Below are 24,165 nucleotides of genomic sequence, written 5' to 3'. Positions count from 1 at the left end.
GCAGAGAAATACTATTAAGCTTCCGGCGGATGTTGCACATTTTTCACCGGGCTTATTGTCAAACAAATTCAAAATCCGGACGGTAATGATGCCGATGCGGAAATTGGTTGGGGCTTGACTCGAAAATCAAGCATAAAGGGAGCTGGTTCATTTTGGCTTTGAAAAATATTACAATGCCGCAGTTGGGTGAAAGCGTCACTGAAGGAACAATCAGCAAATGGCTCGTCAAACCGGGGGATCACGTCAATAAATATGATCCGATTGCTGAAGTATTGACAGATAAAGTGAATGCCGAAATCCCTTCTTCGTTTACAGGAACGATTAAAGAACTGATTGCCGAGGAAGATGAAACACTTGCTGTCGGGGAAGTTATATGCACAATTGAAACAGAAGGTGGAGGCGCTAAAAACAAGCCAGAGGCCGAAAGTGCCCCTTCTGTTGCCAAGCAAGACACCTCCTCTCCTCAAAACACTGCGGACGAAAAGAAACCGAAAAAGCAAAGAGCCAAAGCGCGTTATTCTCCTGCAGTTGTCCGGATGTCCCAGGAATATAACATTGATTTGTCCCAAGTGACAGGAAGCGGTAGAGACGGCAGGATTACCCGCAAGGACTTGCAAAGATTGATCGATTCCGGCAACATTCCAAAAAGCGGAGAAGCGACAAAAGAGCCTTTCTTGCAAAAAACCGCAATACCGCATTCCACTGGGGATGTTGACATTCCTGTTACCGGCATTAGAAAGGCGATTGCCGCAAATATGGTGCGCAGCAAGCAAGAAATTCCGCATGCCTGGATGATGATCGAGGCGGATGTAACAGATCTTGTCAAGTACAGGGACGCTATAAAAGAAGATTTTAAACGCCAGGAAGGATTCAACCTTACTTATTTTGCGTTTTTTGTCAAAGCTGTTGCCCAAGCGTTAAAAGAGTTTCCAATGATGAATTCCATGTGGGCCGGAGACAAAATCGTCCAGAAAAAAGACATCAATCTTTCCATTGCTGTCGCAAGTGAAGATTCGTTATTTGTCCCGGTCATAAAACATGCAGACGAACAATCAATTAAAGGAATTGCCAAAGAGATTCATGAGCTGGCTGTCAAAGCGAGAACCGGCGCCTTACAAAAAGAAGATGTGGAAGGCGGCACTTTTACAGTGAATAATACAGGGTCATTCGGCTCTGTCCAGTCTATGGGGATCATTAATTATCCGCAGGCAGCGATCTTGCAGATTGAATCGATTGTAAAGCGGCCGATTGTCATAAGCAACAATGCCATTGCTATCCGTGACATGGTCAATATGTGTTTGTCACTGGATCACCGGATTCTTGACGGGCTCGTTTGCGGCCGTTTTTTAAAGCGTGTTAAGGAAATTTTGGAAAATATGTCGAAAGAAAATACTTCAGTATATTAAAGATTTTTCGAGTTTGGGACATAAGCAAATACGAAATAGCAAAAGCCGAACAATTCATTTATAATTGTTCGGTTTATTTGTGTTGAGAAAAACTTGGCTTGTCGCCAATCTTTTAGCGAAAGCCATCGTTTTTCTTATACTATAATCCATAAACATTTTATACTCTCTTATAGTGTAAAAAAATCCCTATCATCGCTACGTCAACATATTTCGCTTTCCGCAGGTCTCTTCAACATCCTTGGAAAGCAAAGGTCGCTTTTCCTGCGGGATCTTCATCTCGAGCTATTCTACATATGTTGACGACGCTAAAAGCTTGCGCATTATACACAGGGACCATTGATCCGGCATGTAAGGTGCCATATACACCACTTCAAAATCTTGAGTGAATACAAAAGGTCTAAGTGTGAGAAAACGGCACCTAAATGCTCGATTGGTTCAACTAACATTCAGTAGGAGCCCTACTGAATGAAGTTTCACTTGATCCGGCATGTAAGGTGCCATATACACTACTTCAAAATCTTGAGTGAATACAAAAGGTCCAAGTGTGAGAAAACGGCACCTAAATGCCCGATTGGTTCAACCAACATTCAGTAGGAGAGGAAGAAAACGCCTACTGATTGAAGTTTCACTTTATGGTTCGTTTTTTCATCAGCTGATTTAGTTGTGTCCTAGCCTCTTCTATTGAGCTTATTTTTTCGGAAAAAACAAAATATAGGTTGATGTTTACGTTAACGTCAATGCTACAATGTTACTATCAGAATTTCTTGCAAAGGTGGGGGATATGGAAACATATTCTATTTCGGAGCTTGCCAAACAATTTAATATTTCGACCAGAACGATACGTTACTATGAAGAGATCGGTTTGCTTGCACCAAAAAGAAGGGAGAACGGGCGGCGGATTTTTTCAAAAAGAGAGAAAATACGCCTGCAGCTTATATTTCGCGGGAAAAAATATGGCTTTCAACTGGAAGAAATTCGCGAAATGCTTGAATTATTCCAAATAGATCGAACTGAAAAAAAACAGTTGAAACGAACGATCGAGTATGGCGAGGAAAAAATCATGGAGGTGAATGAACGAATAGCAGAGCTGGAAGAAATTCGTGGGGAAATGGAGCAATTACTTGTGATGTTTCAAAAAAAATTAAAAGAATTGGAGTGCAGCGAAAGATGAATATACCCAATTTGCTGGCGGTTATGTCAGGAAAGTATCCGAATCACGAAGGGATCGTAACACCTGAAGAACGAATTACATATTCGGAATGGAACCGCCAGGTGAATCAGCTCGCCCATAGTTTGCGAAATATCGGGGTTAAACCGGGCGATAAAGTCATCTTGCATTTGCCGAACGTGAAAGAGTTTTTATATGCATATTTTGCTGTCCAGCGAATTGGCGCGATTACCGTTCCCGTTCATCCAAAGCTTGTTCGCCGGGAAATCGATTATATATTGGGGCATTGCGAAGCGAGTGTTTTTATCACACATCATATGCTTTTTGAACAGGTAAGCGGGCTCCCGGAAACAGGCCTTTTATGCATAAAAACAGGTGAGACGGTTGGTGGCTGGCTATCTTTGGACTCGCTGATTGCCGAAGGGTCACCTGATGATATCGAATGCGGTTTGTCGGAAGATGATGAAGCATCCATACTGTATACATCTGGAACAACCGGGGAACCAAAAGGAGTGCTTTTTACTTATCGCAACATCTTGACGGTTGCTGTCACTATCAGTGTGGAAATGTGCTTAAAGCCAGAAAGCAGAATTCTTCACATGATGCCGTTAAGCCATTCAGCCCCGCTCCATTTATTTCTTATGGCGGGGACGTATGTGGGTGCCACACATGTACTCGTTCCATCGTTTACACCGGAATTATTGCTGGAAACCGTTCAGCGTGAGCAGACAACGCATTTTTTTGGCGCACCTATTGCATATCTTGCCAGTTCAAGGCATCCAGAAATATATAAGTATGATCTTTCATCGATGCAATATTGGGTATACGGCGGAGCACCATTGTCCGAGAAAGAGATAGCCCGTGTCCAAGCTCAATTTGGCACGGAGAATTTCACTTGTGTATACGGTCTGACCGAGGCGGGGCCCAATGGGACAATTTTAGGATTTGATGATCATAAGAGAAAGTCGGGAAGCATTGGCAAAAGAGCTGCGTTACATTGTGAAATCCGTTTGGTGGATGATCAGGGGAAAGATGTTCAACGAGGTGAAGTTGGTGAAATTATTCTTCGTGGGGCAGGAACAATGAAGGGGTACTACGAAGATGAGGGAAAAACGAAAGAGGTTGTAAAGGATGGATGGCTCTATACGGGTGATATGGCAAAGCAGGATGATGACGGCTTTTATTGGGTGATCGACCGTAAAAAAGATATCATTATTTCTGGCGGTGTCAATATATATCCGCAGGAAATAGAAAAAATACTGATCATCCATCCGAAAGTGGCTGATGTCGCTGTCGTGGGGGTACCCAATCCAGACTGGGGCGAAACCGTTAAGGCATTCATTGTTGCCAAGGAACCTTTTGCCGATTTAGCCGCTGAGTGCACGGAATTTTTACAAGGAAAAATAGCCGACTATAAAATTCCAAAGCGATATGAATTGTTGGAAGCGCTACCAAGAAACGCTACTGGCAAGTTATTAAAGAAACAACTTCGGGAGACGTATGAAAAAAGCTTGTAATCAATAATTCACCATGGGGGTGGGCTAATGGAAAATTTTTACAAAGAAGATCCCATTTTAAAGAGGCTGTTAAAGAGTTTACTGCCACCTGATTTTTTTCATTGGGCAGACAAGGAATTAGAAGATTACGGTGCTTTATGTGCCGGAAGCATTGATATCCGGGCTATTCATTCCGACCGGGATGGGGCGCCAAAACTGATTAATTATGACAAAATGGGAAATGAAGCTTCAAAGGTTTGGCTGAATGAAGGATATAAAAAATCTGTTAAAGAGACGTATCGTACCGGCGTTGTCGGCTATATCCACAAAGAGATTCCGGAATTAGGAATAAAGGGAAATTACGGCTATTCCTATGCGCTGAAATACTTACTTTCACAAGCTGAACCGGGTTTGGCCTGCCCTGTGACTCTTACAAAAGCCACCGCATATTTGATCGACCATTATGCTTCGGAACCATTGAAATCAACCTATTTACCGCATGTCATTTCAACCGGCGAAGTGGAGTTGTATGAAGGGGCGACTTTTTTAACAGAGCGTCAAGGTGGGTCTGATGTGGGCGCAAACGAATTGAAAGCGGTGAAAGCCGGTGATTCTTATCTCATTACCGGAGAAAAGTATTTTGCAAGCAATGCCGGTGTGTGCGGAATTGCGATGGTATTAGGCCGATTGGACGGTACGCCGGCCGGAACGAAAGGATTAAGCCTGTTCCTAATTCCTTGGGAAGAAAATAGAGCCCAAGGGCGGCTAAGAATCCGCCGTTTAAAAGATAAGCTTGGGGTAAGGGCAGTCCCTTCGGGGGAGGTGGAATTTAATAAAGCGATCGGCTATTTAGTCGGGAAAGAAGATAAAGGGTTTTCTTATATGATCGAAGCCTTGAATCTTTCGAGGGTGTCCAACGCTGTTGCGTCTGTCGGAATCATGCGCCGGGCGTTGCGGGAAGCAAAAAATTATGCATACAGGCGGGAGGCGTTTGGCAACCGTTTAACCTCATATCCTATGATCCAATGTACGCTAAGTCAAATGACTGCTAAGCAAGAGATAGAATTACAGGCTATTTTTGAAGTAATCAAGCGTATGGATGTCGTGATGGGACTGGAAACAAAAGATCAGGCTTCGCAAAGAGACAAAATATTATTCCGATTATATGTGGCTATTATGAAACAGGAAACAGCTGAACAGGCGATCCGCTTTGCACATGAAGCCATTGAAATACACGGTGGAAATGGGTATATTGAAGACTTCGTAACACCGAGGCTGCTACGTGACGCACAGGTGTTGACTGTTTGGGAAGGTACTGCAAACATCCTTGGTCTTGAAGTGTTGCGTTTAATCATGAAATATGAGGCTGATCAAATATTTGCGGGAGAAATGAGAAGGAAGTTGTCGGACATTAAAAAGAAAATCGTCCACCCAATAGCCACTTGGATTCCGTTAATGGAAAGACAAATAGAAGACTTATTAAAAAAAGTTGAACAGGTAAGAGAGCTTAATAGCCATTTACAAACATTTTATTGCAAAGCATTGGCGGAAAGGATGGCTATTCTTTTTGAAAGTGTCATAGCCCTCGAATCCTGTGCTCAAGGAGATGAGCGGCAAGAAGCCATTTCAGAGATTTACTTGCGTTCCGTATGGAAGCAAGATGAATTTCAGCAAAACCCTGTTGAATTGGCAAAGTTTCAGGAAGTGATTGCTTTGTAGCGGCAGCAGGGGAATCCATTCAAAACGGAAATGAAGATATTTTAGACTCCCGTTGACCCTATTCTATAATGGAGAACAACTTCAAGCTTGCAAGTATCGGTAAAGCGTACGGCAATCCCATGAAAAGACCAAGTGAATGTAAAGGTATCTTTACACTGACTTGGTTTTTTGCTATTGCGAATGTAAAGATAACTTTACATTCCGATGGGGGATTGATCATGAGGGTGATAAATCATATTCGAGAAATTCGCCAAAAAAAAAGGCATCACTCAAATGAAAATGGCGGAAGATTTACAAGTGACACGTCAAACAATAAATGCTATTGAAAAAAACAAGTATAATCCCAGTTTAGGGTTAGCGTTAAAAATAATCGCCTATTTTAATATGCCCATTGAAGAAATCTTTATTTTGGAGGAGGATGACGAATGAATGTAAAAGATAGAAAAAATGGGGGGCGTTGTTAGAAAAGTGGACCCCATTTTTTATCATTGTTTGTACATTTACAGGTGCTGTTCTCAGCTCGTTTCTTGTTTATTATTTTCAGGGAGAATTTCCTTATGAAGTGTTTACAGGTGGTTTCATAGCAGCGATCATTTTAACAGTGATCCAAGTGGTGAAGCAAAGGAGCAAAAAAAATAACCTTCCTGAAGCAGATGAACGGGTTATTCACAATGTTTTCCGGTTTTTTTCATATGCGTCACACATTGCCCTAGCTATTATATTTATAGCTGTGGCAGTTCTCACCCTTTTAGGCAATGAATCGGTTTCCATTTTTTACTTATGGATCATATTCTTTTCATATATTTGGGTTACAGCGATTGGGGTTTTTTTCATCAAAAGATCGTAACTGGCAATAGGAAAGCATCATTAAAAACGGAAAAAGTTGACTGAAGCATAATTGAAGTCGAAGGCCTTTTCGAAAAGGCGAAATCATTTTAAAGAATTCGTGCATCCTTCCCCATATCATAAAATCTATCAAGCCACAGTATCATGTTTTGCAAACAATAACGTGATTGCTTCAAAAATCTGTTATATAACAAAATGAGCGAGTTGTCTGATTGTGTCAATTATACTAATATAGATAGTATACAACATGATTTTCTGGCGTAATCAATGATGGCATGGGAAAGGAAGAGCTGCATGAATACGGAACAGGCAAGAAATACGAGATTTCAAAAAGCCGGCCGGGAAGAATGGGTGGAAGCGGCCAAAAAATCACTTAAAAAAGATACGATCGGCCATCTTTACAAAAAAACGTATGAAGGCATTACATTGAATCCCTTGTACACCAAAGCAGATGCTGTATGCGTAGATCAATATCCGGGCGAAGGTTCTTATGTGCGGGGATTTCATGCCGCAGAGCGCCAAAGATGGCGCATCTCCCAAAGAATCGCTCATTCCGATTGGAATGAGTTGAAAAAACAAATCGGTTTGGCGCGTCAACGTGGACAGGATACGATTTCTTTCGATCCTGATCAATTAAACAATATGGAAGAACTCAGTTTTACAGCATTAAATGACATGATTGCTTTACATCAAGCACCTTTATTTGTTTTGTCAAAATCAAACTATCCTTTGATTGCCAGAAAGCTTTTGGAATATAAGGGGGGCGGCATTTTCGGGGCTGTAGCCACTGATATAATCAGTTCCCACCTTCAGGCAGGCCGATTAGTCAATATTCAGGGAGAAGAAATGGATAGCTGGCTGTCTGCTGTTCAAGAACTGGATGAACAATACCCTGAAATAAAAACGATCTTGGTTGATGTGGAACCATACAATGCGGGCGGCGGGAACGCGGTTCAGGAATTGGGGACTGCTTTGGCAACTGCTGTATTTTATCTAGAAAAGATGAAAGAGATTGGCTGGCCGCCGGAAAAAACAGCTAGTAAATTGCTCTTTAACTTTGCCATTGGCAGCCAATTTTTTATAGAAATCGCGAAACTCCGCGCATTTCGGATGTTATGGAAAACGCTTTCGGGTGCATATGGAATGTCAAATGATCAGAATAAGGTTCTTGTCAGCGCCGAAACCTCGGAGTTCACGAAGTCTGCCATTGATCCGTATGTGAATATGCTCCGGGCCGGTAGTGAAGCGTTTTCGGCGGTCGTTGGGGGCGTTGACTTTTTGCATGTCGCTCCTTTTGACTATGTGACAACCGAATGGAACAGCTTTTCGGAGAGAATAGCCAGAAATACGCAATTGCTGCTGAAACATGAATCATATCTGGATAAAGTGGCTGATCCTTCAGGAGGCTCCTATTATATCGAGTCGCTAACAAAGGGTTTGGTTGAAAAAGGCTGGGCTTTCTTTTTGGAGATTGATAAAAACGGAGGCATCACGGAGTCTCTACAATCAGGCTGGCTACAAAAACAAATAAAAGAAACAGCACATCAAAGACTAAAAGATTCGGAGACCCGGAAACAATCCATCATTGGCGTAAATGTATATGCCGTTAGTACTGAAAATGTGGAAGAACCGCTTTCGCGAAAAAATCTTGGAACGGATTGCGACTCCATGCGTGTGGAACTACTGCCAAGACTGCGGCTTTCCCAAAGCTTTGAAAATATAAGAAAAAGGACGAAAAATCTGGCCAACAAAGGCTTTTTACCTGAAGTGGGCCTTATAGGTCTGGGGCCATTAAAAGAATATAAGCCGCGTGCCGATTTTGCAGACGGGGTGCTTGCCGCAGCCGGCATCCGGGCGCAATGGAGCAATGACTGTCATTCGCTTGACGATATGAAGGCCTTTATTAAAAAGAAACAGTATAAATACTACTGTCTTTGTGGGTCGGACGCCATGTATCAGCGATTGGCCGCCCAAATAGCGCATTGGTTGAAGGAGCACATTCCGGGTGTCCACGTAGACATAGCAGGGCGTTATGCAAATGAAGAACTGGCAGCACTCGGATTGGACGGAACCCTTTATTCGGGCCAAAATATGTACGAAAAACTGTCCGGGCTCCTCAGCAGCTGGGAGGATGAGATCAATGGATAAAAAACCGGAATTCCAAACCATTCAGCCAATATTTCAATATGAAAATACTACGGCTGAAACATTCAGTATTGAAAATGCTTTTGAAACAAATGAGCATATTAAAGTGAAGCCTTTATATACAAAAGAGGATCTGGCCGGATTGCGATTTGTGGACACGATGCCCGGGATAGCTCCTTATACAAGAGGACCTTATCCAACCATGTACGTGAATCGCCCTTGGACGGTTAGGCAATATGCCGGATTTTCCACCGCCGAAGAAAGCAACGCCTTTTACCGGCGGAATTTAGCGATGGGTCAAAAAGGCTTGTCGGTGGCTTTTGATCTGGCGACGCACCGCGGATATGATTCAGACCATCCACGGGTGGAAGGCGATGTGGGAAAAGCGGGAGTTGCCATTGATTCCATTCTTGATATGAAAATATTGTTCGACGGAATTCCACTCGATCAAATGTCGGTATCGATGACGATGAACGGTGCGGTTTTGCCGATCATGGCTTTTTATATCGTAACGGCGGAGGAGCAGGGGGTCAAAAAAGAGCAGCTTGCCGGAACGATCCAAAATGATATTTTAAAAGAATATATGGTGCGGAACACATATATTTATCCACCCGACATGTCCATGAGAATTATCGGAGATATTTTTGAGTATACGTCCAAGCATATGCCCAAATTCAACAGCATCTCGATTTCCGGCTACCATATGCAGGAAGCCGGTGCTCCCGCGGACATTGAACTTGCCTATACGCTTGCGGATGGTTTGGAGTACGTAAGAACAGGCCTTCAAGCGGGCTTGGATATTGATTCCTTTGCACCGCGCCTTTCGTTTTTCTGGGGCATTGGGATGAATTATTTTATGGAAGTGGCAAAGTTGCGGGCCGCCAGAACGATGTGGGCCCAGCTTATGAGTCCGTTTCAACCGAAAAATCCGAAATCATTGGCGTTAAGGACACACAGTCAAACGTCCGGATGGAGTCTAACGGAGCAGGATCCTTTTAACAATGTCATCAGGACGTTAATTGAAGCTCACGCAGCAGTGATGGGGCATACCCAATCCCTCCATACAAATGCGCTTGATGAGGCAATCGCCTTGCCGACAGACTTTTCGGCGCGGATCGCCCGGAATACGCAATTGTTTTTGCAGGAGGAAACGGGTATTACAAATGTCATTGATCCTTGGGGCGGTTCTTATTATGTCGAATCTCTCACCCAGGAGCTTATGGATCGGGCGTGGCAACATATCAACGAGATAGAAGATTTGGGCGGCATGACGAAAGCAATCGAGACCGGTCTTCCGAAAATGAGAATTGAAGAAGCCGCAGCAAGAAGGCAAGCCTATATCGATTCAAAGAAAGAAACGATTATCGGTGTTAACCACTATCCAATCGACGAAGAAGAAGAAATTGACATATTGGACATTGATAATGAAGAAGTACGAAGAAGACAGCTTGAGCGCATTCAGCAGTTAAAACAAAATCGATCTGAAGAAAAAGTCCAAGCGGCTTTACGCATGTTAACCGAATGCGCGGAAAAAAACGATGCCAACTTGCTTGAGCTTGCCGTGGAAGCCGCCCGGGCAAGAGCAACCCTCGGTGAAATCTCAGGAGCCATTGAAAAAGCTTGTGGCAGGCATAAAGCGGTGATCCGCTCGGTATCTGGCGTTTACAGCTCCCATTATTCTAATGAAGAAGAAATCAGGGTCGTCAAAAAAATGGCTGATGAATTCCTGGAAAATGAAGGGCGAAGACCACGCATACTGATCGCCAAAATGGGACAGGACGGACATGACCGCGGGGCAAAAGTGATCGCGACCGCCTTTGCAGACCTTGGTTTTGATGTAGACATCGGTCCATTGTTTCAAACACCGGAGGAAACAGCCAAACAAGCGGCAGAAAACGACGTTCATGTGATCGGTGTCAGTTCATTGGCTGCCGGCCATAAAACACTTCTGCCCAAGCTGGTAGAGGAATTAAATAAGTTGGGGAGAGGGGATATCGTTGTTGTCATTGGCGGAGTCATTCCACCAGGGGACTACGAGTTTCTCAAAAAGCAGGGGGCATCCGCGATTTTTGGACCGGGTACGGTCATACCAGTGGCCGCTCAAAAAGTAATCGAGGAAATTTACAGGCGTCTTGGATATGAGGAAGTGGTCGAGATCGATGGATGAGCGGAAATATAGAAAATTTATCAAGCGAAGCCAACTGGAACCAAATGTGGATGAGTACTGCAACAAGGTACTTGACCGTGACCGGATGTTTCTTTCAAAGGCCATTACGTTAATTGAAAGCAATGCGCCCCGCCATGAAAGATCGGCTGGCGAACTGCTCCAGCGTCTGCTTCCCCATACTGGAAATTCGATCAGAATCGGGATTACGGGTGTGCCAGGGGCAGGTAAAAGCACTTTTATTGAAGCATTTGGTCTCATGCTGTGCGAGCTGGGCCATCGTGTAGCCGTGTTGGCGGTTGATCCCAGCTCAGCGATTCGGGGAGGAAGCATTCTGGGGGATAAAACAAGGATGGAACAACTGTCCAAACATCCCAACGCTTTTATTCGCCCCTCGCCTTCCGAAGGCACACTTGGCGGTGTACACCGTAAAACTCGGGAAACGATCCTTGTCTGTGAAGCGGCAGGGTATGATGTCATTCTGGTTGAGACGGTCGGTGTCGGGCAAAGTGAAGGAATTGTAAGGGGAATGGTTGATTTTTTCATGATGCTTGCGATTACCGGGGCGGGAGACGAGCTTCAAGGTATGAAAAAAGGCATCATGGAACTCGTTGATGCTATTATAGTCAATAAAGCGGACGGGGATAATGTGGAACTTGCCAAGAAAACAGCAAGAGAATTTAAGCAAATGTTGCACTTCGTTCAATCTCCAACCAACGGCTGGACTCCACGGGCGCTTCCGTGTTCTTCATTAAAGGGGACCGGAATGGAAGATGTATGGGAGATCATTCAACAATTTGCAAAAGAGACGAAGTCATCAGGTGTTTTTGAAAGCAGACGAAAAAAGCAGGCAAAAGACTGGTTGTACTCGCTCATTGATGCACGGCTGCAAAAGCTCTTCTTTGAGCATGCGGAGATAAAAAAACTGTTGCCAAAAATGGAGCATCAAGTGATGAGTGAAGAAATAACGGTTAAAAAAGCCTGCGATCAACTTTTTACTGTTTTTAATGGAAAATAGGATAAGCTCAACTGTTCGCTCCTCCAATAAAAAACGGACAGCGGCTTGCTGTCCAAAAGACATCTAGGGAGTTTAGGGGTATGGATCTAGATGTATTTATATCTTACCCGCTTTACAAAAAATTAAACCAAAAGTTTCAGCAGTTGAAAAAATATTGAACGAATTGTTATGATAGGCAATAGAAACCCCCAAAAAGGAGCGACAAAAATGAGTATGGATTTTAATATATTTATGAATGATGTAGTTCAAAGAGCGCGTGAAGAAATGGAACAAGCAGGTTATGAGCAACTAAGAACCCCTGAAGATGTGGAAAAAGCGCTTGGCCGAAAAGGTACAACGTTGGTTATGATTAATTCCGTATGCGGCTGTGCGGGAGGAGTGGCTCGTCCGGCTGCTGCCCACGCCATTCATTACGATAAGCGCCCTGACCATCTTGTAACAGTTTTTGCAGGACAAGATAAAGAGGCTACTGCAAAAGCAAGAAGTTATTTTACCGATTATCCGCCTTCTTCTCCGTCTTTTGCATTGCTTAAGGACGGGAAAGTTTGCACGATGGTTGAGCGTCACGAAATTGAAGGCCACGACCCAATGTCTGTTGTCAACAAACTTCAAAGCTATTTTGATCAATATTGTGATGAAGTTTGATTTTAGTAAAGATGCATGAGTCTTCACCATCAGCGCAAACTAACAAAAAAGCGTGAGCTCCTCGTTCATCGGCGTCTAGGCTGGCGCACCCCGAATTCGCGACAGGCGTTCTCGACCTGTTTGCGAAAGGGGAGGAACGTCTTTTGCCGATAATGAACTGTCCGTTGGCAGATTCAATCCAGCGGCGTCTGCCGCATCATCTGCACTAGGACGTCCTGTCCGTTGGCAGATTCAATCCAGCGGCGTCCAGCCGCATATCTGCACTAGGACGTCCTGTCCGTTGGCAGATTCAATCCAGCGGCGTCTACCGCATCATCTGCACTAGGACGTCCTGTCCGTCGGCAGGTTCCATCGGTGGCGTCCATCCGGATCACCTGCACTAGAACGTCCTGTTCGTCGGCAGGTTCAATCAGCGACGTCCTGTCGCATCACCTGCACTAGAACGTCCTGTTCGTCGGAGCTGGCAAAGAAAAAAGGTGAAGGCTTTTGCGCGCGGTTTTTGTTTTGTGTTTACTGGCAGGGTCGATCTTTTGGCCTTTCGGGGCGGAAGTGTTACCCGGAGATACGCTCATAATTGTCAATAAAAGAACAAATGAACTGGCTTTAGTAGATCGTGGACAAATTGTTTTGTCTTCTAAAGTGGCAACAGGGGCAAGGAATGAGCTGACTCCTGAAGGGTTGTTTACGATTAAGGTAAAAGCGGTCAATCCATATTATCGTAAAAAGAATATTCCTGGGGGAGATCCGCGTAATCCGCTTGGTTCCCGCTGGATTGGATTTGATGCATGGGGTACGGACGGTAGAACCTATGGTTTGCATGGTACAAACGATCCTTCTTCAATCGGAAGGTATGTGTCCCAAGGCTGTATTCGCATGCGGCGTAAACCGCTTGAAGAGTTATACGAAAAGGTGCAAGCCGGAACAAAAATTTGGGTCGTTCATTCCGACAAATCAATGGAACAGCTTGCTCGCGAAAGCGGGGCAATATAAATCACAAGGCCTCCCCAGGTGCAGGCCTTGTTTTTCATTAGAGCATGAATGACAGCCCGGCCATAACAGTAGTGGTAAGCATGGCTAACAGCATGAGAAAAATAATGACACGCTGGACTTTTTTATTGGACAAGTGTTTTCACTCCTTGAAACCTATTCTAATATTATTTTATAACCTATGACTCATTGAGACAAGCATGGTTGATTTTTTTCCAAAGTATGTTCGGACAAAAAAATGATGTGAGAGGTGCGAAATGAATAAAGTAGACCACATCGGAATAGCGGTCCAATCGATTCAAGATGCCCTGCCTTTTTACACTGAACAACTCGGCCTCCAATGTATGGCCATCGAAGAAGTAGCGTCCCAGAAGGTGAAAGTTGCGTTTCTTGATGCCCATAATGTTAAGATTGAACTGTTGGAACCGCTTTATCAAGATGGTCCCATTGCCACATTTCTGAAAAAGCGCGGTGAAGGAATTCATCATATCGCATTTGGTGTAAGTTCGATTCAGGAGCGTATTAACGATTTGAAGGAGAAGGGGATTCGGATGATAGACGAGTCGCCCAGAAGGGGAGCCGGCGGAGCGCTTGTTGCCTTTATGCACCCTAAGTCGGCGCATGGAGTGTTGTATGAACTTTGTGAAAAAGAGGATCAGGGGGAGAGGTAAATGGCTGATATATACGATAAAATAAATGAACTGTATGATCGGCGCATGGCAGCACAGCTTGGCGGGGGAGATGAACGGATCGCAAAGCAGCATCAGAAAGGAAAGTTGACCGCACGAGAAAGAATTGAGCTGTTATTGGATCCCGGGACATTCGTAGAGTTGAACCCTTTTACTGAACACCGTTCATCTGATTTTGGCCTGGAGAAAACAAAATATCCAGGAGATGGTGTTGTTACAGGATATGGTAAAGTCAATGGCCGTCCCGTGTACCTTTTTTCTCAGGATTTTACAGTTTTTGGCGGGGCTTTGGGTGAGATGCATGGTGAAAAAATCGCCAAGGCGATGGATCTTGCCGCCCAAAACGGGGCGCCGTTTATCGGGTTAAATGATTCAGGGGGGGCCCGCATTCAAGAAGGAGTCGTCTCTCTTAATGGCTACGGGCATGTTTTTTATCGGAACGCCATTTATTCAGGGGTGATTCCGCAAATTTCCGTGATTATGGGCCCGTGTGCCGGTGGTGCTGTTTACTCACCAGCCATTACTGATTTTGTGTTTATGGTCGATAAGACGAGCCAAATGTTTATTACCGGCCCAAAAGTGATCGAAACGGTGACAGGTGAACAGATTTCATCCGAGGATTTAGGTGGATCAAAGGTACATAATACGATTAGCGGAAATGCCCATTTCCGGGGAAAAAGCGAAGAGGAAGTCTTGTCAATGGTGAGACAGCTTCTTTCCTACTTGCCTCAAAATAATGAAGAAGCACCTCTTCAAAGTGCTTGGGATGAATCGGATGATTATTGCCCGGATTTGGCTGATGCTGTTCCCTATGATGCCATCAGACCTTATGACGTCCGAAATGTGATCAGCCAGGTGGTGGATGAAGGGACTTTTTTTGAAGTGCAAAAGGAGTTTGCCAAAAATATTGTCATTGGCTTTGCCAGGATTCGTGGAAAAGTGGTGGGACTTGTTTGCAACCAGCCGAAATTTCTGGCCGGAGGGCTTGATATTGACTCATCGGACAAAGCGGCGCGGTTTATTCGCTTTTGCGACTCATTCAATATTCCGATCATCACATTTGAAGATGTGACTGGATTTTTCCCGGGGATAAAGCAGGAGCACGGCGGAATCATTAGGCACGGAGCCAAAATTTTATACGCCTACTCTGAGGCGACGGTTCCTAAAATTACTGTTATTTTAAGAAAGGCATATGGTGGTGCCTATGTGGCGCTCAACAGTAAATCGATAGGTGCCGATCTCGTATTTGCCTGGCCGAATGCGGAAATTGCGGTCATGGGCCCTCAAGGCGCAGCAAACATTATTTTTGCCAGGGAAATCGAGCAAAGTGATCATCCGGAAGAAACGAGAAACAAGAAGATTTCGGAATACAAGGAGAAGTTTGCCAATCCGTATGTGGCAGCGGCAAGGGGAATGGTTGACGATGTCATCGACCCGCGCGAAACACGCATCAAAATCGTTCAAGCACTGGAAATGCTCGGCAATAAACGGGAAGAAAGGCCAAAGAAAAAACACGGTAATATTCCTTTGTAATATAAACTAGTAAACGGAGGCCATTTTAATGACAAAAGTGAATGAAAAACGGCTGCTGGATGAATTTATGGAGTTGGTCCAAATTGATTCGGAAACGAAAAATGAATCCGCGATCGCCCAAGCGCTCACTAAAAAGTTTCAAGATCTGGGCGTAAAGGTGTTTGAAGACGATGCGGCAAAGCTGACAGGCCATGGAGCCGGAAACTTGATTTGTACGTTACGGGGAACAAAGGATGAAGCAGATCCGATATATTTTACTTCACATATGGATACAGTTGTGCCGGGCAATGGAGTAAAACCATCCGTTCAAGACGGGTATGTGGTCACTGATGGAACAACTATCCTTGGAGCGGACGATAAAGCCGGGCTTGCGGCAATGCTGGAATCCATTCGGATTTTAAAAGAAAACAACATTCCCCATGGGGATATTCAATTTATTATTACGGTTGGGGAAGAATCCGGTCTCGTCGGCGCAAAAGTGTTGGATCCAACGCGTATCAAGGCAAAATACGGCTTTGCTTTGGACAGTGATGAAAAAGTCGGCAATATCATTGTTGCTGCGCCTACCCAGGCAAAAATAAAAGCCGTTATCCTTGGAAAAACAGCCCATGCCGGAGTGGCGCCTGAAAAAGGGGTTTCAGCTATCACGATTGCCGCAAAAGCAATTGCCAAGATGCCTCTTGGTCGTATCGACAAAGAAACAACTGCCAATATCGGGCGATTTGAAGGAGGACAAGCGACGAATATTGTTGCGGACCGGGTAGATATTTTGGCTGAAGCCAGGTCGCTTGTGGAAGAAAAAATGCTTGCTCAAACAGAAAAAATGAAAAGCGCTTTTGAAACAACCGCTGAAAAAATGGGTGGAAAAGCGGAAGTTGACATTGAAATCATGTATCCCGGTTTTAAATATTCGGACGGAGACCATGTTGTAGAAGTGGCTAAAAAAGCGGCGGTAAGCATCGGCAGGGAGCCCAAACTGTTGACGAGCGGCGGTGGAAGTGATGCCAATGTGATTGCCGGATTTGGCATTCCCACTGTCAACTTGGCGGTTGGCTACGAGGAAATTCATACAACGAATGAGCGGATGCCCATAACGGAGCTGGTAAAACTGACTGAAATGGTTGTGGCCATCGTTCAAGAAGCGGCTGAAACCTGTTAAAAGCTGATGGAGATGAGGGAGTTTTATCCAAAAAAAGGTCGCGTCATTTTACATGTCGACATGAACAGTTTTTATGCATCGGTTGAAATGGCATACGACCCATCCCTAAAAGGCAAGCCGCTCGCGATTGCCGGAGATGCGAAACAGCGAAAAGGCATTGTTGTAACATGTAGCTATGAGGCCCGAAAATATGGTGTCAAAGCGCCGATGCCAATCTGGGAGGCGAAAAAGCTGTGCCCGCAGTTGATTGTGAGAAAGCCGAACTTTGACAGGTACAGGCTTGTATCCAAAGCGATGTTTGATATTTTACGCACATTTAGCATGCTTGTGGAGCCGGTATCGATAGATGAAGGCTATATCGACATTACTCATTGCCATGAGTTGGGAACCCCCGTGCAAATAGCCAAAAAAATTCAGACGAAGATCACGAATCAATTGGACTTGCCTTGCAGCATTGGTATTGCTCCCAATAAGTTTTTGGCCAAAATGGCATCAGGCATGAAAAAGCCGCTTGGCATAACGGTCCTCCGGAAAAGAGATATACCGAGTGTTCTTTGGCCTTTGCCCGTCATCGAAATGCACGGAATCGGCGAAAAAACCGCGGAAAAACTGGCTTCCATTAAAGTTTTTACGATCAAAGATCTTGCACATGCACACGACATGCAATTGCAAGCAGCGATCGGCATCCGGGGCATCCAATTGAAAGAGCGGGCAAACGGTGAAGACACAAGAAAAGTGGATCCGGAGGCCATGTCCCTCCACAAAAGCGTCGGAAACTCGATGACGCTGCCCAGAGACATATCGAATCAAGCGGAACTGTTAGGCGTTCTGAAGAAGCTTGCGAATAAAGTCGCTAGCCGGTTAAAAAGAAAATCATACGTGACGAACAATATAGCGATCATGATCCGCTATAACAATTGGGAAACGGTCACAAGAAGCTGTACATTGCCCAACCCGGTCTCTGCGGCCCGAGATGTTTACCAGGCGGCAAAAACACTGTTCATCAAACATTGGAATGGGAATCCGGTCAGGCTGTTGGGGGTCACCGGCCAGGACGTCATAAAAGCAGATCAAGCATTCGAACAGCTTGATCTGTTTTCCTACGAAAGAGAAGCAAAAAAGGAGCCCCTCTATGACGTGATCGATGAAATAACGAAAAAGTATGGGCCCTCCAGTATAAAAATGGGGATAGATCAGAAAAAAGAGGAGTCATGACCTTCTTCTCAACCATTTTTTAATGAGAGAAAGGAAAAATCTTTTTTTCTTTTTTGGTTGTTTGAGAGCTTCTTTTGATTTTTTGGCAATATAAATATGTTCCTTGTCGATGGCATATGGATAGGCAAGCACCAGTCCGATATTTGTGCGGAACTCTTTGTTACTTACGATTGAATAGGAGATGTTTTGTGCGCGTGCCGCTTTCACATAATCAGAGAGAAAAGAATAATTAAGCTCCCCGTTTAGTAGTAAAATTGCACTTGGGTGTTCTTTCATGCATTGTATCAGTTCCGGGTATACGCCCGGCTCCATGACTTGGCTTTTGGTGAGGGCGACGATTACCCTTTCCCTGAGTGTTCCGAGAAATTTCTTTCTTTCTTCCGGTTTTGTATCTTTCGGGCCATACATTCCTTTTTCTAAATAGTCCTCTACTGTTGCGCGTTTCAAAGAGCAACACCTCCACGATAATATATTCAGGCAGGGAGCCCCAAGTGCCAATGTATGGCCTGTTGCTTCGTTTATGGTAAACTATAGAAAAAATGAAAAGGGGGGGCAGCCAATGGAACTGTTGTTTCTCGGTACAGGTGCGGGAGTGCCGGCGAAATTGAGAAATGTTTCATCGCTGGCTTTATTATTGTTGGAAGAGAGAAATGCAATCTGGCTGTTTGACTGCGGGGAAGCGACCCAGCATCAAATTTTACATACTTCATTGAAACCAAGAAAAATAGAGAAAATATTCATTACCCACCTTCACGGGGATCATATTTTTGGATTGCCGGGCTTGCTTGGCAGCCGTTCCTTTCAAGGTGGTACCACCGCTTTAACTGTGTACGGGCCCAAGGGTATCAAAGCATATTTAGAGGCTGCTCTCCAACTGAGCGGAACCCATTTAAAGTACCCTCTTACTATTGTGGAAATGGAAGAAGGAATCCTTTTCTCCGATGACCAATTTACTGTGGAGGGGCTTTTGTTGGACCACAATATAGCAAGTTACGGATTTAGAATTACTGAAAAAGACAAAAAGGGAACGCTTGATGCCGAGCGCCTCAAGGCGGAAGGAGTCCCTCCAGGACCTCTTTACAAGAAGTTAAAAGACGGAGAGACGGTAACGCTTGAAGACGGCAGAATAATCGCTGGAGGCGACTACGTGGGACCGCCGCAAAAAGGCCGCGTCATCGCCATATTGGGCGATACACGGCCATGTAACAATGCGGTTATTCTTGCGCAACATGCCGACTTGCTTGTACATGAAGCGACCTTTTCTGCGGACAGTGCCCAAATGGCCGGGGACTATTTCCACTCGACAACCGCTCAGGCGGCGGAAATCGCCCGAAGAGCAAAAGCCGAAGCACTCTGTCTGACTCATATTAGCTCACGCTATTCAAAGGAAGATTGGCAAGAGCTTGAAAAAGAGGCCCAATCCGTATTTCCGAATACGAAATTGGCTTCTGATTTTTTTAAAGTGAAAGTTGATACCCAAAAGACCACGCGGTGACAATTTTACCATCCGCGCTCATATGGGGTGGGTGGTGAAAGATCATAACCCAGTTCACGAGCGGCCGTCCGGGGCCAATATGGATCGCGCAGCAGGACGCGTCCTAAAAAAACGAGATCGGCTCTACCGTTTTGCAATATTTCCTCTGCCTGAATCCCGGCCGTGATCAAACCGACGGCCCCGGTTAAAATGTCCGCTTCCTTCTTAATTTGTTCGGCGAACGCAACTTGATATCCCGGGAACGGTTTTATTTTGGCCGGGACGACTGCGCCGGAACTGCAATCAATCAGATCAACGCCTTCGTCTTTCATCCATCTGGCCATTGTGACATAATCTGAAACTTGAAGCCCATCCGGATGATAATCCGATGCGGAAATTCGGACGAAGAGCGGTCCGTCCCAAACTGATTTTACCGTTGCCATGACTTCACTTAAAAAGCGATAGCGGTTTGCAAAGGAGCCGCCATATTGATCCAGCCGTTTGTTTGTCAAAGGGGAAAGGAATTCATTTAATAAATAACCGTGTGCGCTGTGTATTTCGATGACATCAAATCCCGCTTCTTTTGCACGTTCCGCCGCTTTTCCAAATGCGGAAATGATCGAATGAATATCTTCGCCATCCATTTCTTTGGGCGTTTTCATCCCTTCTTTGTAAGCAATGGCGGAAGGTGCGAGAATTTCTCCTTCCAGCATGGCTTTCCTGCCGGCATGTGCAAGTTGAATGCCAATGCTTGCGCCTTGTGCCTTTACCATTTTGACGAGTTTCTTCAATCCTTCGATATGACTATCGTCCCAAATCCCCAGATCTCGGGGGCTGATCCTTCCTTCCGGAGAGACAGCAGTAGCTTCCACCATAATCAATCCGGCTTGCCCGACGGCCCGGCTTGTATAATGGACAAGGTGCCAGTCTTCGACTTTTCCGTCCTCAAGATGGCATGAATACATGCACATCGGTGACATGACAATCCGGTTTTTCAATGTGATGTTTTTTATCTCAAGCGGTTCAAACAATTTTATCGTCATTCAGGTAAACCCCTTTCATCACTTATCATCAGCCACTTTCCATTATAGCAAACGATGATGAAGGAGCTTAAACAATCTGTTTGGATTCATGCATGCCGCCTAATTTTTTTGATTGCTCCATTGCAGCTTTCACGCATTTCATAAAAGCAGTCTGCACATTTTCTTTTTGCAACACTTCGATCCCCGCCTCTGTAGTTCCGCCCGGGCTTGTGACATCCCGTCTAAGTTCCGCTGCTTCTTTTCCGGAGGTAAGGAGCATTTCCGCCGCACCGACGAGTGTTTGCAGGATCATTTTTTTCGCTGTGTCCGCATCAAGCCCGATTTCCGCAGCCGATCTCTCCATTGCCTCCACAACATAGTAAATGTAGGCAGGGCCACTTCCGGAAAGGGCGGTGATAGCATCCAGCTTATTTTCTTCTATGACCGTTGTCACTCCGATGGAAGAAAAAACAGTTGTTGCAAGCTGTTTTTGATGTTTGGATACCGAGTCATTAAACGCAATGGCCGTCGCCGACTTTCCAACACTGGCGGAAGTGTTTGGCATTGCCCGCGCAATTGGCTGTTGCACATTCAGGCGATTTTCCATATAGGAAAGTGAGATGCCAGCCATGACAGAGACGAACAATGTGTCCTCTTTTAGATACGGCTTGATTTTTTTCAGGGCGGCTGCGGCATCTTTCGGTTTTACCGCAAAAATGACCATATCGGTATCTTCCATTAACTCTTCCATCTGATATGTCGGTTGAATTCCGTACTTTTTTTTCAAATCAGCCAATTTGGTTTGGTCTTCCCGGTTTGTGACTAAAATGTTTTTTCGTTCAGCTATATTTTTTTCAATAAGACCGGCAATGATCGCTTCCGCCATGGAGCCGGCACCGATAAATGAAATGTTCATTTGTTATCCCTCCACACATTGAGTAAACAAAAAACCCCTTCATCCGTAAAAGGACGAAAGGGTTGACTTCCGCGGTACCACCTTTAATTAGTTGCATAAAGCAACTATCTCAAACCCTGTAACGCAGGGGGACGGTCAGTTTTGCTGACAGCTCGCTGGGCAGGTTCAACAAGAAAGCGGATGATGGAGTCTTTCAGCCGGTGGACTCCAATCTCTTGCATCATTTGCTTGCTTACTAATCCCGGTCATCGCCATTTTATATATGATTATGCTGTACAGCTCCGGCCGTTGTCAAGTGATCTTTTTCAAAAATGTTCAAATCACATGACTTTACATGAAAAAATCGCTACACTATACTTGTTTATTTATAGTTGTATCCCATTTATCAAAAAATAAAGTCGAGGGATTTGTGATGAAACACGGAGAAATTATAAAGTTCGTACTGCCGACGCCCTTTGCCGTTGGGGATGTCAATCTTTATCTTGTAAAGGAAGATGCTCTGACCCTGATCGATGGAGGGGTGAAAACGGAAAAAGCTTGGGATGCTTTTTTATTTCAGTTGAATGAAATAGGCATTAGACCTGGGGACATTGACCAAATTGTATTAACACATCATCATCCAGACCATGTTGGATTGCTGGAGTGGCTTCCAAAGGATATTCCAGTTTATGGCCATCGCTATGTTCGTCCTTGGATTGAGAAAGATCAAGACTTTTTTTCTGTCCATGATGATTTTTATAAGCGGTTATTTGTGGAATTTGCCGTTGAAGGGGATTTTGATCATTTATTGGCTATGATGAAGTCAGCCCTGCGTTTTTCATGTGAGAGACCTCTTACATATGAGATTGAAGAAGGAGATGTTATCCCCGGATTTGAAAACTGGCTTGTGCTGGAAACACCTGGCCATGCGCAAAGCCATCTTGTTTTTTATCGGGAGAAAGACGGTACCCTTTTGGCCGGAGATCATGTGTTGGCAACAATTACTTCCAATCCGCTTTTGGAGCCGCCGCTCGTTTCTACCGCCAACAGACCGAAGCCGCAACTGCAATATAACGATTCGCTTCGAAAACTATTAGCGTTTGACATTCGAATCGCCTATACGGGTCATGGACCGGAAGTGAGAAAGTTACATGAGCTGATTGAACGGCGCCTGCTTAGACAACATGAACGGGCGCTGCAAGTGGCGGGGCTACTCGAGAAAAAACCAATGACCACATTTCAGTTGACGAAATTGCTTTTTCCCGAAGTGTACGAAAAAGAGCTTGGTCTGACTTTATCAGAGACGACGGCACAGCTTGATTATTTATTATCGATTGATGCAATCAACAAACATGTTGATGAGCATGGCGTCGCTTATTTTTCGGCGCATTGAGGAACTTAAAAAGGGGGGCAGATGATGAATGAGCGGCTAAAAGGCAAAACAGTCGTCATCACCGGTGCATCTGGCGGTCTTGGTGAAAAAATAGCCCATCTATGTGCGGCAAGTGGTGCTCGCCCGGTGCTGCTTGCCCGCAATCAAGAAAAACTTGCCCAGGTTGCCCGGCAAATTGGTGATGGTCAACATGTCGATTGCTTGCCCATTGTGTGTGATCTTTCCCGGCAGGAAGAAATTCCATCTGTGTTTCAAGAGATTTTGCAAGAAACCGGGGGGATCGATATACTTGTCAATAATGCCGGCTATGGCGTTTTTGCCGAGGCTGGGGAAGTGTCGCTGGCTGATCTGCAAGGGATGTTTTCCGTCAACGTCGTTGGCCTGATTGCCTGCACAACAGAAGTGATCCCAGTAATGAAGGAGAGAAGGTCCGGACATATTATCAATATAGCTTCCCAGGCAGGAAAACTGGCAACCCCGAAATCAAGTGTTTATTCGGCAACAAAGCATGCAGTGCTTGGCTATACAAACAGCTTGCGGATGGAGCTTGCTGATTTTGGCGTCTTCGTTACTGCTGTCAACCCGGGGCCGATGGCCACCAACTTTTTTGACATTGCCGATCCGGGCGGCTCCTATGTGGAAAATGTGGGGCGCTTTATTCTTTCAACAGATAAAGTGGCACAAAAAATTGTTGCCGCCATGATGACGAGGAGAAGGGAAATTAATATGCCCGGCTGGATGAACGCCGGAAGCCTTGCTTATACTTTGTTTCCGGGTCTTGTTGAGCGTCTCGGAAAGAAAGCTTTTTTTAAAAAATAAACTCATGCAATAAGGGCTATTCTTATTCTAAAAATGAAAGGCCTTGGGAGGCGGCCATAGAGCGTAAATGAAAGGTTCCCGAGACGGTTGACGGGCCATTTCAGTCGGGCCGCAACCGTTTCCTATATGGAGGACTCATTCAACATTTTTGTATCTCGTCAATTGGTAATTTTCACATTCATTGACTGATCTTGGGAAAATAGTCTCCCGTCTAATTTCCCTTAATGCTTCGTGTGGCGGCCTGCGGATCGGCCAAATATTTCTCTTCACCGTAATTCCGTCGATAAGAGCGCCAGAGTTTTAAAATGGCTTTTTGAAGTAGCTCATACTCTTCCTGTTTGAAAAAATTTTCGAATTAAATTTCATTAAAAA

The 24,165-nt window shown here is 44.8% G+C and carries 21 protein-coding genes, 1 pseudogene and 1 other annotated feature; of the genes and pseudogenes, 18 read left to right on the top strand and 4 right to left on the bottom strand.

Going from position 1 to position 24,165, the window contains the following annotated elements; translation table 11 throughout:
* Positions 1–152 precede the first annotated feature (152 nt).
* From JOC94_RS03415 to JOC94_RS03365, 11 genes and pseudogenes are all read left to right on the top strand, one after another.
* Complete coding sequence (locus JOC94_RS03415) at positions 153–1,406, top strand: dihydrolipoamide acetyltransferase family protein (protein WP_077111322.1); 1,254 nt, start codon at positions 153–155, stop codon at positions 1,404–1,406.
* Positions 1,407–2,187: 781 nt separating this feature from the next.
* A complete protein-coding gene (locus JOC94_RS03410; protein ID WP_077111321.1) occupies positions 2,188–2,577 on the top strand; it encodes a MerR family transcriptional regulator in 390 nt (129 codons plus the stop codon).
* Complete coding sequence (locus tag JOC94_RS03405) at positions 2,574–4,091, top strand: class I adenylate-forming enzyme family protein (RefSeq protein WP_077111319.1); 1,518 nt, start codon at positions 2,574–2,576, stop codon at positions 4,089–4,091. Before JOC94_RS03410 ends, JOC94_RS03405 begins: the two co-directional genes overlap by 4 nt.
* Positions 4,092–4,118: 27 nt before the next feature.
* A complete protein-coding gene (locus tag JOC94_RS03400; protein ID WP_077111318.1) occupies positions 4,119–5,789 on the top strand; it encodes an acyl-CoA dehydrogenase family protein in 1,671 nt (556 codons plus the stop codon).
* A 218-nt stretch (positions 5,790–6,007) separates the two neighbouring features.
* A pseudogene (locus tag JOC94_RS03395) lies at positions 6,008–6,218 on the top strand (helix-turn-helix transcriptional regulator).
* A gap of 28 nt (positions 6,219–6,246) precedes the next feature.
* Positions 6,247–6,636, top strand: coding sequence for a hypothetical protein (locus tag JOC94_RS03390; RefSeq protein ID WP_077111316.1), 390 nt, complete (start codon positions 6,247–6,249; stop codon positions 6,634–6,636).
* 293 nt (positions 6,637–6,929) lie between these two features.
* A complete protein-coding gene (locus tag JOC94_RS03385; protein ID WP_077111314.1) occupies positions 6,930–8,783 on the top strand; it encodes a methylmalonyl-CoA mutase family protein in 1,854 nt (617 codons plus the stop codon).
* On the top strand, positions 8,776–10,947 hold the full coding sequence (scpA, locus tag JOC94_RS03380) for a methylmalonyl-CoA mutase (RefSeq protein ID WP_077111313.1): 2,172 nt from the start codon (positions 8,776–8,778) through the stop codon (positions 10,945–10,947). Before JOC94_RS03385 ends, scpA begins: the two co-directional genes overlap by 8 nt.
* Complete coding sequence (gene meaB / locus JOC94_RS03375; RefSeq protein WP_083717466.1) at positions 10,919–11,962, top strand: methylmalonyl Co-A mutase-associated GTPase MeaB; 1,044 nt, start codon at positions 10,919–10,921, stop codon at positions 11,960–11,962. Before scpA ends, meaB begins: the two co-directional genes overlap by 29 nt.
* A gap of 207 nt (positions 11,963–12,169) precedes the next feature.
* Positions 12,170–12,607, top strand: a complete 438-nt coding sequence (locus JOC94_RS03370; protein ID WP_077111309.1) for a BrxA/BrxB family bacilliredoxin — start codon at positions 12,170–12,172, stop codon at positions 12,605–12,607.
* A 486-nt stretch (positions 12,608–13,093) separates the two neighbouring features.
* Positions 13,094–13,597 carry a L,D-transpeptidase gene (locus JOC94_RS03365; protein ID WP_077111307.1) on the top strand — a complete coding sequence of 168 codons (504 nt, stop codon included), beginning with the start codon at positions 13,094–13,096 and terminating at the stop codon, positions 13,595–13,597.
* Positions 13,598–13,634: 37 nt separating this feature from the next.
* Here JOC94_RS03365 and prli42 read toward each other — a convergent pair whose 3' ends face one another.
* On the bottom strand, positions 13,635–13,730 hold the full coding sequence (prli42, locus tag JOC94_RS03360; RefSeq protein ID WP_171973878.1) for a stressosome-associated protein Prli42: 96 nt from the start codon (positions 13,728–13,730) through the stop codon (positions 13,635–13,637).
* A 121-nt stretch (positions 13,731–13,851) separates the two neighbouring features.
* On the opposite strand from prli42, the gene mce reads away from it, so the two are divergent.
* The 4 genes from mce to JOC94_RS03340 are packed head-to-tail and all read left to right on the top strand — an operon-like array spanning position 13,852 to position 18,190.
* Positions 13,852–14,265 (top strand): methylmalonyl-CoA epimerase, encoded by a 414-nt coding sequence (gene mce, locus JOC94_RS03355; protein ID WP_077111306.1) that lies wholly within the window; start codon positions 13,852–13,854, stop codon positions 14,263–14,265.
* Entirely contained in the window at positions 14,266–15,816 is a 1,551-nt protein-coding gene (locus JOC94_RS03350) for an acyl-CoA carboxylase subunit beta (protein WP_205178644.1), read from the top strand.
* Positions 15,817–15,844: 28 nt separating this feature from the next.
* A complete protein-coding gene (locus JOC94_RS03345) occupies positions 15,845–16,975 on the top strand; it encodes a M20/M25/M40 family metallo-hydrolase (RefSeq protein WP_077113224.1) in 1,131 nt (376 codons plus the stop codon).
* A 12-nt stretch (positions 16,976–16,987) separates the two neighbouring features.
* Positions 16,988–18,190 (top strand): DNA polymerase IV, encoded by a 1,203-nt coding sequence (locus JOC94_RS03340; RefSeq protein WP_077113225.1) that lies wholly within the window; start codon positions 16,988–16,990, stop codon positions 18,188–18,190.
* Here the strand turns inward: JOC94_RS03340 and JOC94_RS03335 are convergent.
* A complete protein-coding gene (locus JOC94_RS03335; RefSeq protein WP_077113226.1) occupies positions 18,185–18,637 on the bottom strand; it encodes a YueI family protein in 453 nt (150 codons plus the stop codon). The two genes, JOC94_RS03340 and JOC94_RS03335, sit on opposite strands and share 6 nt — an antisense overlap.
* A gap of 112 nt (positions 18,638–18,749) precedes the next feature.
* On the opposite strand from JOC94_RS03335, the gene rnz reads away from it, so the two are divergent.
* A complete protein-coding gene (gene rnz, locus JOC94_RS03330) occupies positions 18,750–19,685 on the top strand; it encodes a ribonuclease Z (protein ID WP_077113227.1) in 936 nt (311 codons plus the stop codon).
* A gap of 5 nt (positions 19,686–19,690) precedes the next feature.
* On the opposite strand, the gene namA is transcribed toward rnz, so the two are convergent.
* Both namA and proC read right to left on the bottom strand, forming a co-directional pair.
* On the bottom strand, positions 19,691–20,707 hold the full coding sequence (namA, locus tag JOC94_RS03325; RefSeq protein ID WP_077113228.1) for an NADPH dehydrogenase NamA: 1,017 nt from the start codon (positions 20,705–20,707) through the stop codon (positions 19,691–19,693).
* A 67-nt stretch (positions 20,708–20,774) separates the two neighbouring features.
* The gene (gene proC, locus JOC94_RS03320) at positions 20,775–21,602 is read right to left on the bottom strand and encodes a pyrroline-5-carboxylate reductase (RefSeq protein ID WP_077113229.1); all 828 of its coding nucleotides are present in this window, start codon (positions 21,600–21,602) and stop codon (positions 20,775–20,777) included.
* 46 nt (positions 21,603–21,648) lie between these two features.
* Positions 21,649–21,860: a binding site (T-box leader), on the bottom strand.
* 154 nt (positions 21,861–22,014) lie between these two features.
* On the opposite strand from proC, the gene JOC94_RS03315 reads away from it, so the two are divergent.
* Together JOC94_RS03315 and JOC94_RS03310 are read left to right on the top strand one after the other, a co-directional pair.
* On the top strand, positions 22,015–22,974 hold the full coding sequence (locus tag JOC94_RS03315; protein ID WP_205178642.1) for an MBL fold metallo-hydrolase: 960 nt from the start codon (positions 22,015–22,017) through the stop codon (positions 22,972–22,974).
* Positions 22,975–22,998: 24 nt separating this feature from the next.
* Positions 22,999–23,793: an SDR family NAD(P)-dependent oxidoreductase gene (locus JOC94_RS03310; RefSeq protein WP_205178699.1), complete on the top strand. Its 795-nt coding sequence runs from the start codon at positions 22,999–23,001 to the stop codon at positions 23,791–23,793.
* Positions 23,794–24,165 lie beyond the last annotated feature (372 nt).

Origin of the sequence: Siminovitchia thermophila, from assembly GCF_016909185.1 — a bacterium.
GTDB classification, from domain to species: domain Bacteria; phylum Bacillota; class Bacilli; order Bacillales; family Bacillaceae_C; genus Siminovitchia; species Siminovitchia thermophila.
This window is presented reverse-complemented; position numbering and strand designations above follow the sequence as displayed.

What these genes read in the sequence shown, in the direction of transcription:
- JOC94_RS03410 (WP_077111321.1), top strand. Translation starts at nt 2,188, where the DNA reads ATGGAAACATATTCTATTTCGGAGCTTGCCAAACAATTTAATATTTCG.
- JOC94_RS03405 (WP_077111319.1), top strand. Translation starts at nt 2,574, where the DNA reads ATGAATATACCCAATTTGCTGGCGGTTATGTCAGGAAAGTATCCGAAT.
- JOC94_RS03400 (WP_077111318.1), top strand. Translation starts at nt 4,119, where the DNA reads ATGGAAAATTTTTACAAAGAAGATCCCATTTTAAAGAGGCTGTTAAAG.
- JOC94_RS03385 (WP_077111314.1), top strand. Translation starts at nt 6,930, where the DNA reads ATGAATACGGAACAGGCAAGAAATACGAGATTTCAAAAAGCCGGCCGG.
- scpA (WP_077111313.1), top strand. Translation starts at nt 8,776, where the DNA reads ATGGATAAAAAACCGGAATTCCAAACCATTCAGCCAATATTTCAATAT.
- meaB (WP_083717466.1), top strand. Translation starts at nt 10,919, where the DNA reads ATGAGGAAGTGGTCGAGATCGATGGATGAGCGGAAATATAGAAAATTT.
- JOC94_RS03370 (WP_077111309.1), top strand. Translation starts at nt 12,170, where the DNA reads ATGAGTATGGATTTTAATATATTTATGAATGATGTAGTTCAAAGAGCG.
- mce (WP_077111306.1), top strand. Translation starts at nt 13,852, where the DNA reads ATGAATAAAGTAGACCACATCGGAATAGCGGTCCAATCGATTCAAGAT.
- JOC94_RS03350 (WP_205178644.1), top strand. Translation starts at nt 14,266, where the DNA reads ATGGCTGATATATACGATAAAATAAATGAACTGTATGATCGGCGCATG.
- JOC94_RS03345 (WP_077113224.1), top strand. Translation starts at nt 15,845, where the DNA reads ATGACAAAAGTGAATGAAAAACGGCTGCTGGATGAATTTATGGAGTTG.
- JOC94_RS03340 (WP_077113225.1), top strand. Translation starts at nt 16,988, where the DNA reads ATGAGGGAGTTTTATCCAAAAAAAGGTCGCGTCATTTTACATGTCGAC.
- rnz (WP_077113227.1), top strand. Translation starts at nt 18,750, where the DNA reads ATGGAACTGTTGTTTCTCGGTACAGGTGCGGGAGTGCCGGCGAAATTG.
- namA (WP_077113228.1), bottom strand. Translation starts at nt 20,707, where the DNA reads ATGACGATAAAATTGTTTGAACCGCTTGAGATAAAAAACATCACATTG.
- proC (WP_077113229.1), bottom strand. Translation starts at nt 21,602, where the DNA reads ATGAACATTTCATTTATCGGTGCCGGCTCCATGGCGGAAGCGATCATT.
- JOC94_RS03315 (WP_205178642.1), top strand. Translation starts at nt 22,015, where the DNA reads ATGAAACACGGAGAAATTATAAAGTTCGTACTGCCGACGCCCTTTGCC.
- JOC94_RS03310 (WP_205178699.1), top strand. Translation starts at nt 22,999, where the DNA reads ATGAATGAGCGGCTAAAAGGCAAAACAGTCGTCATCACCGGTGCATCT.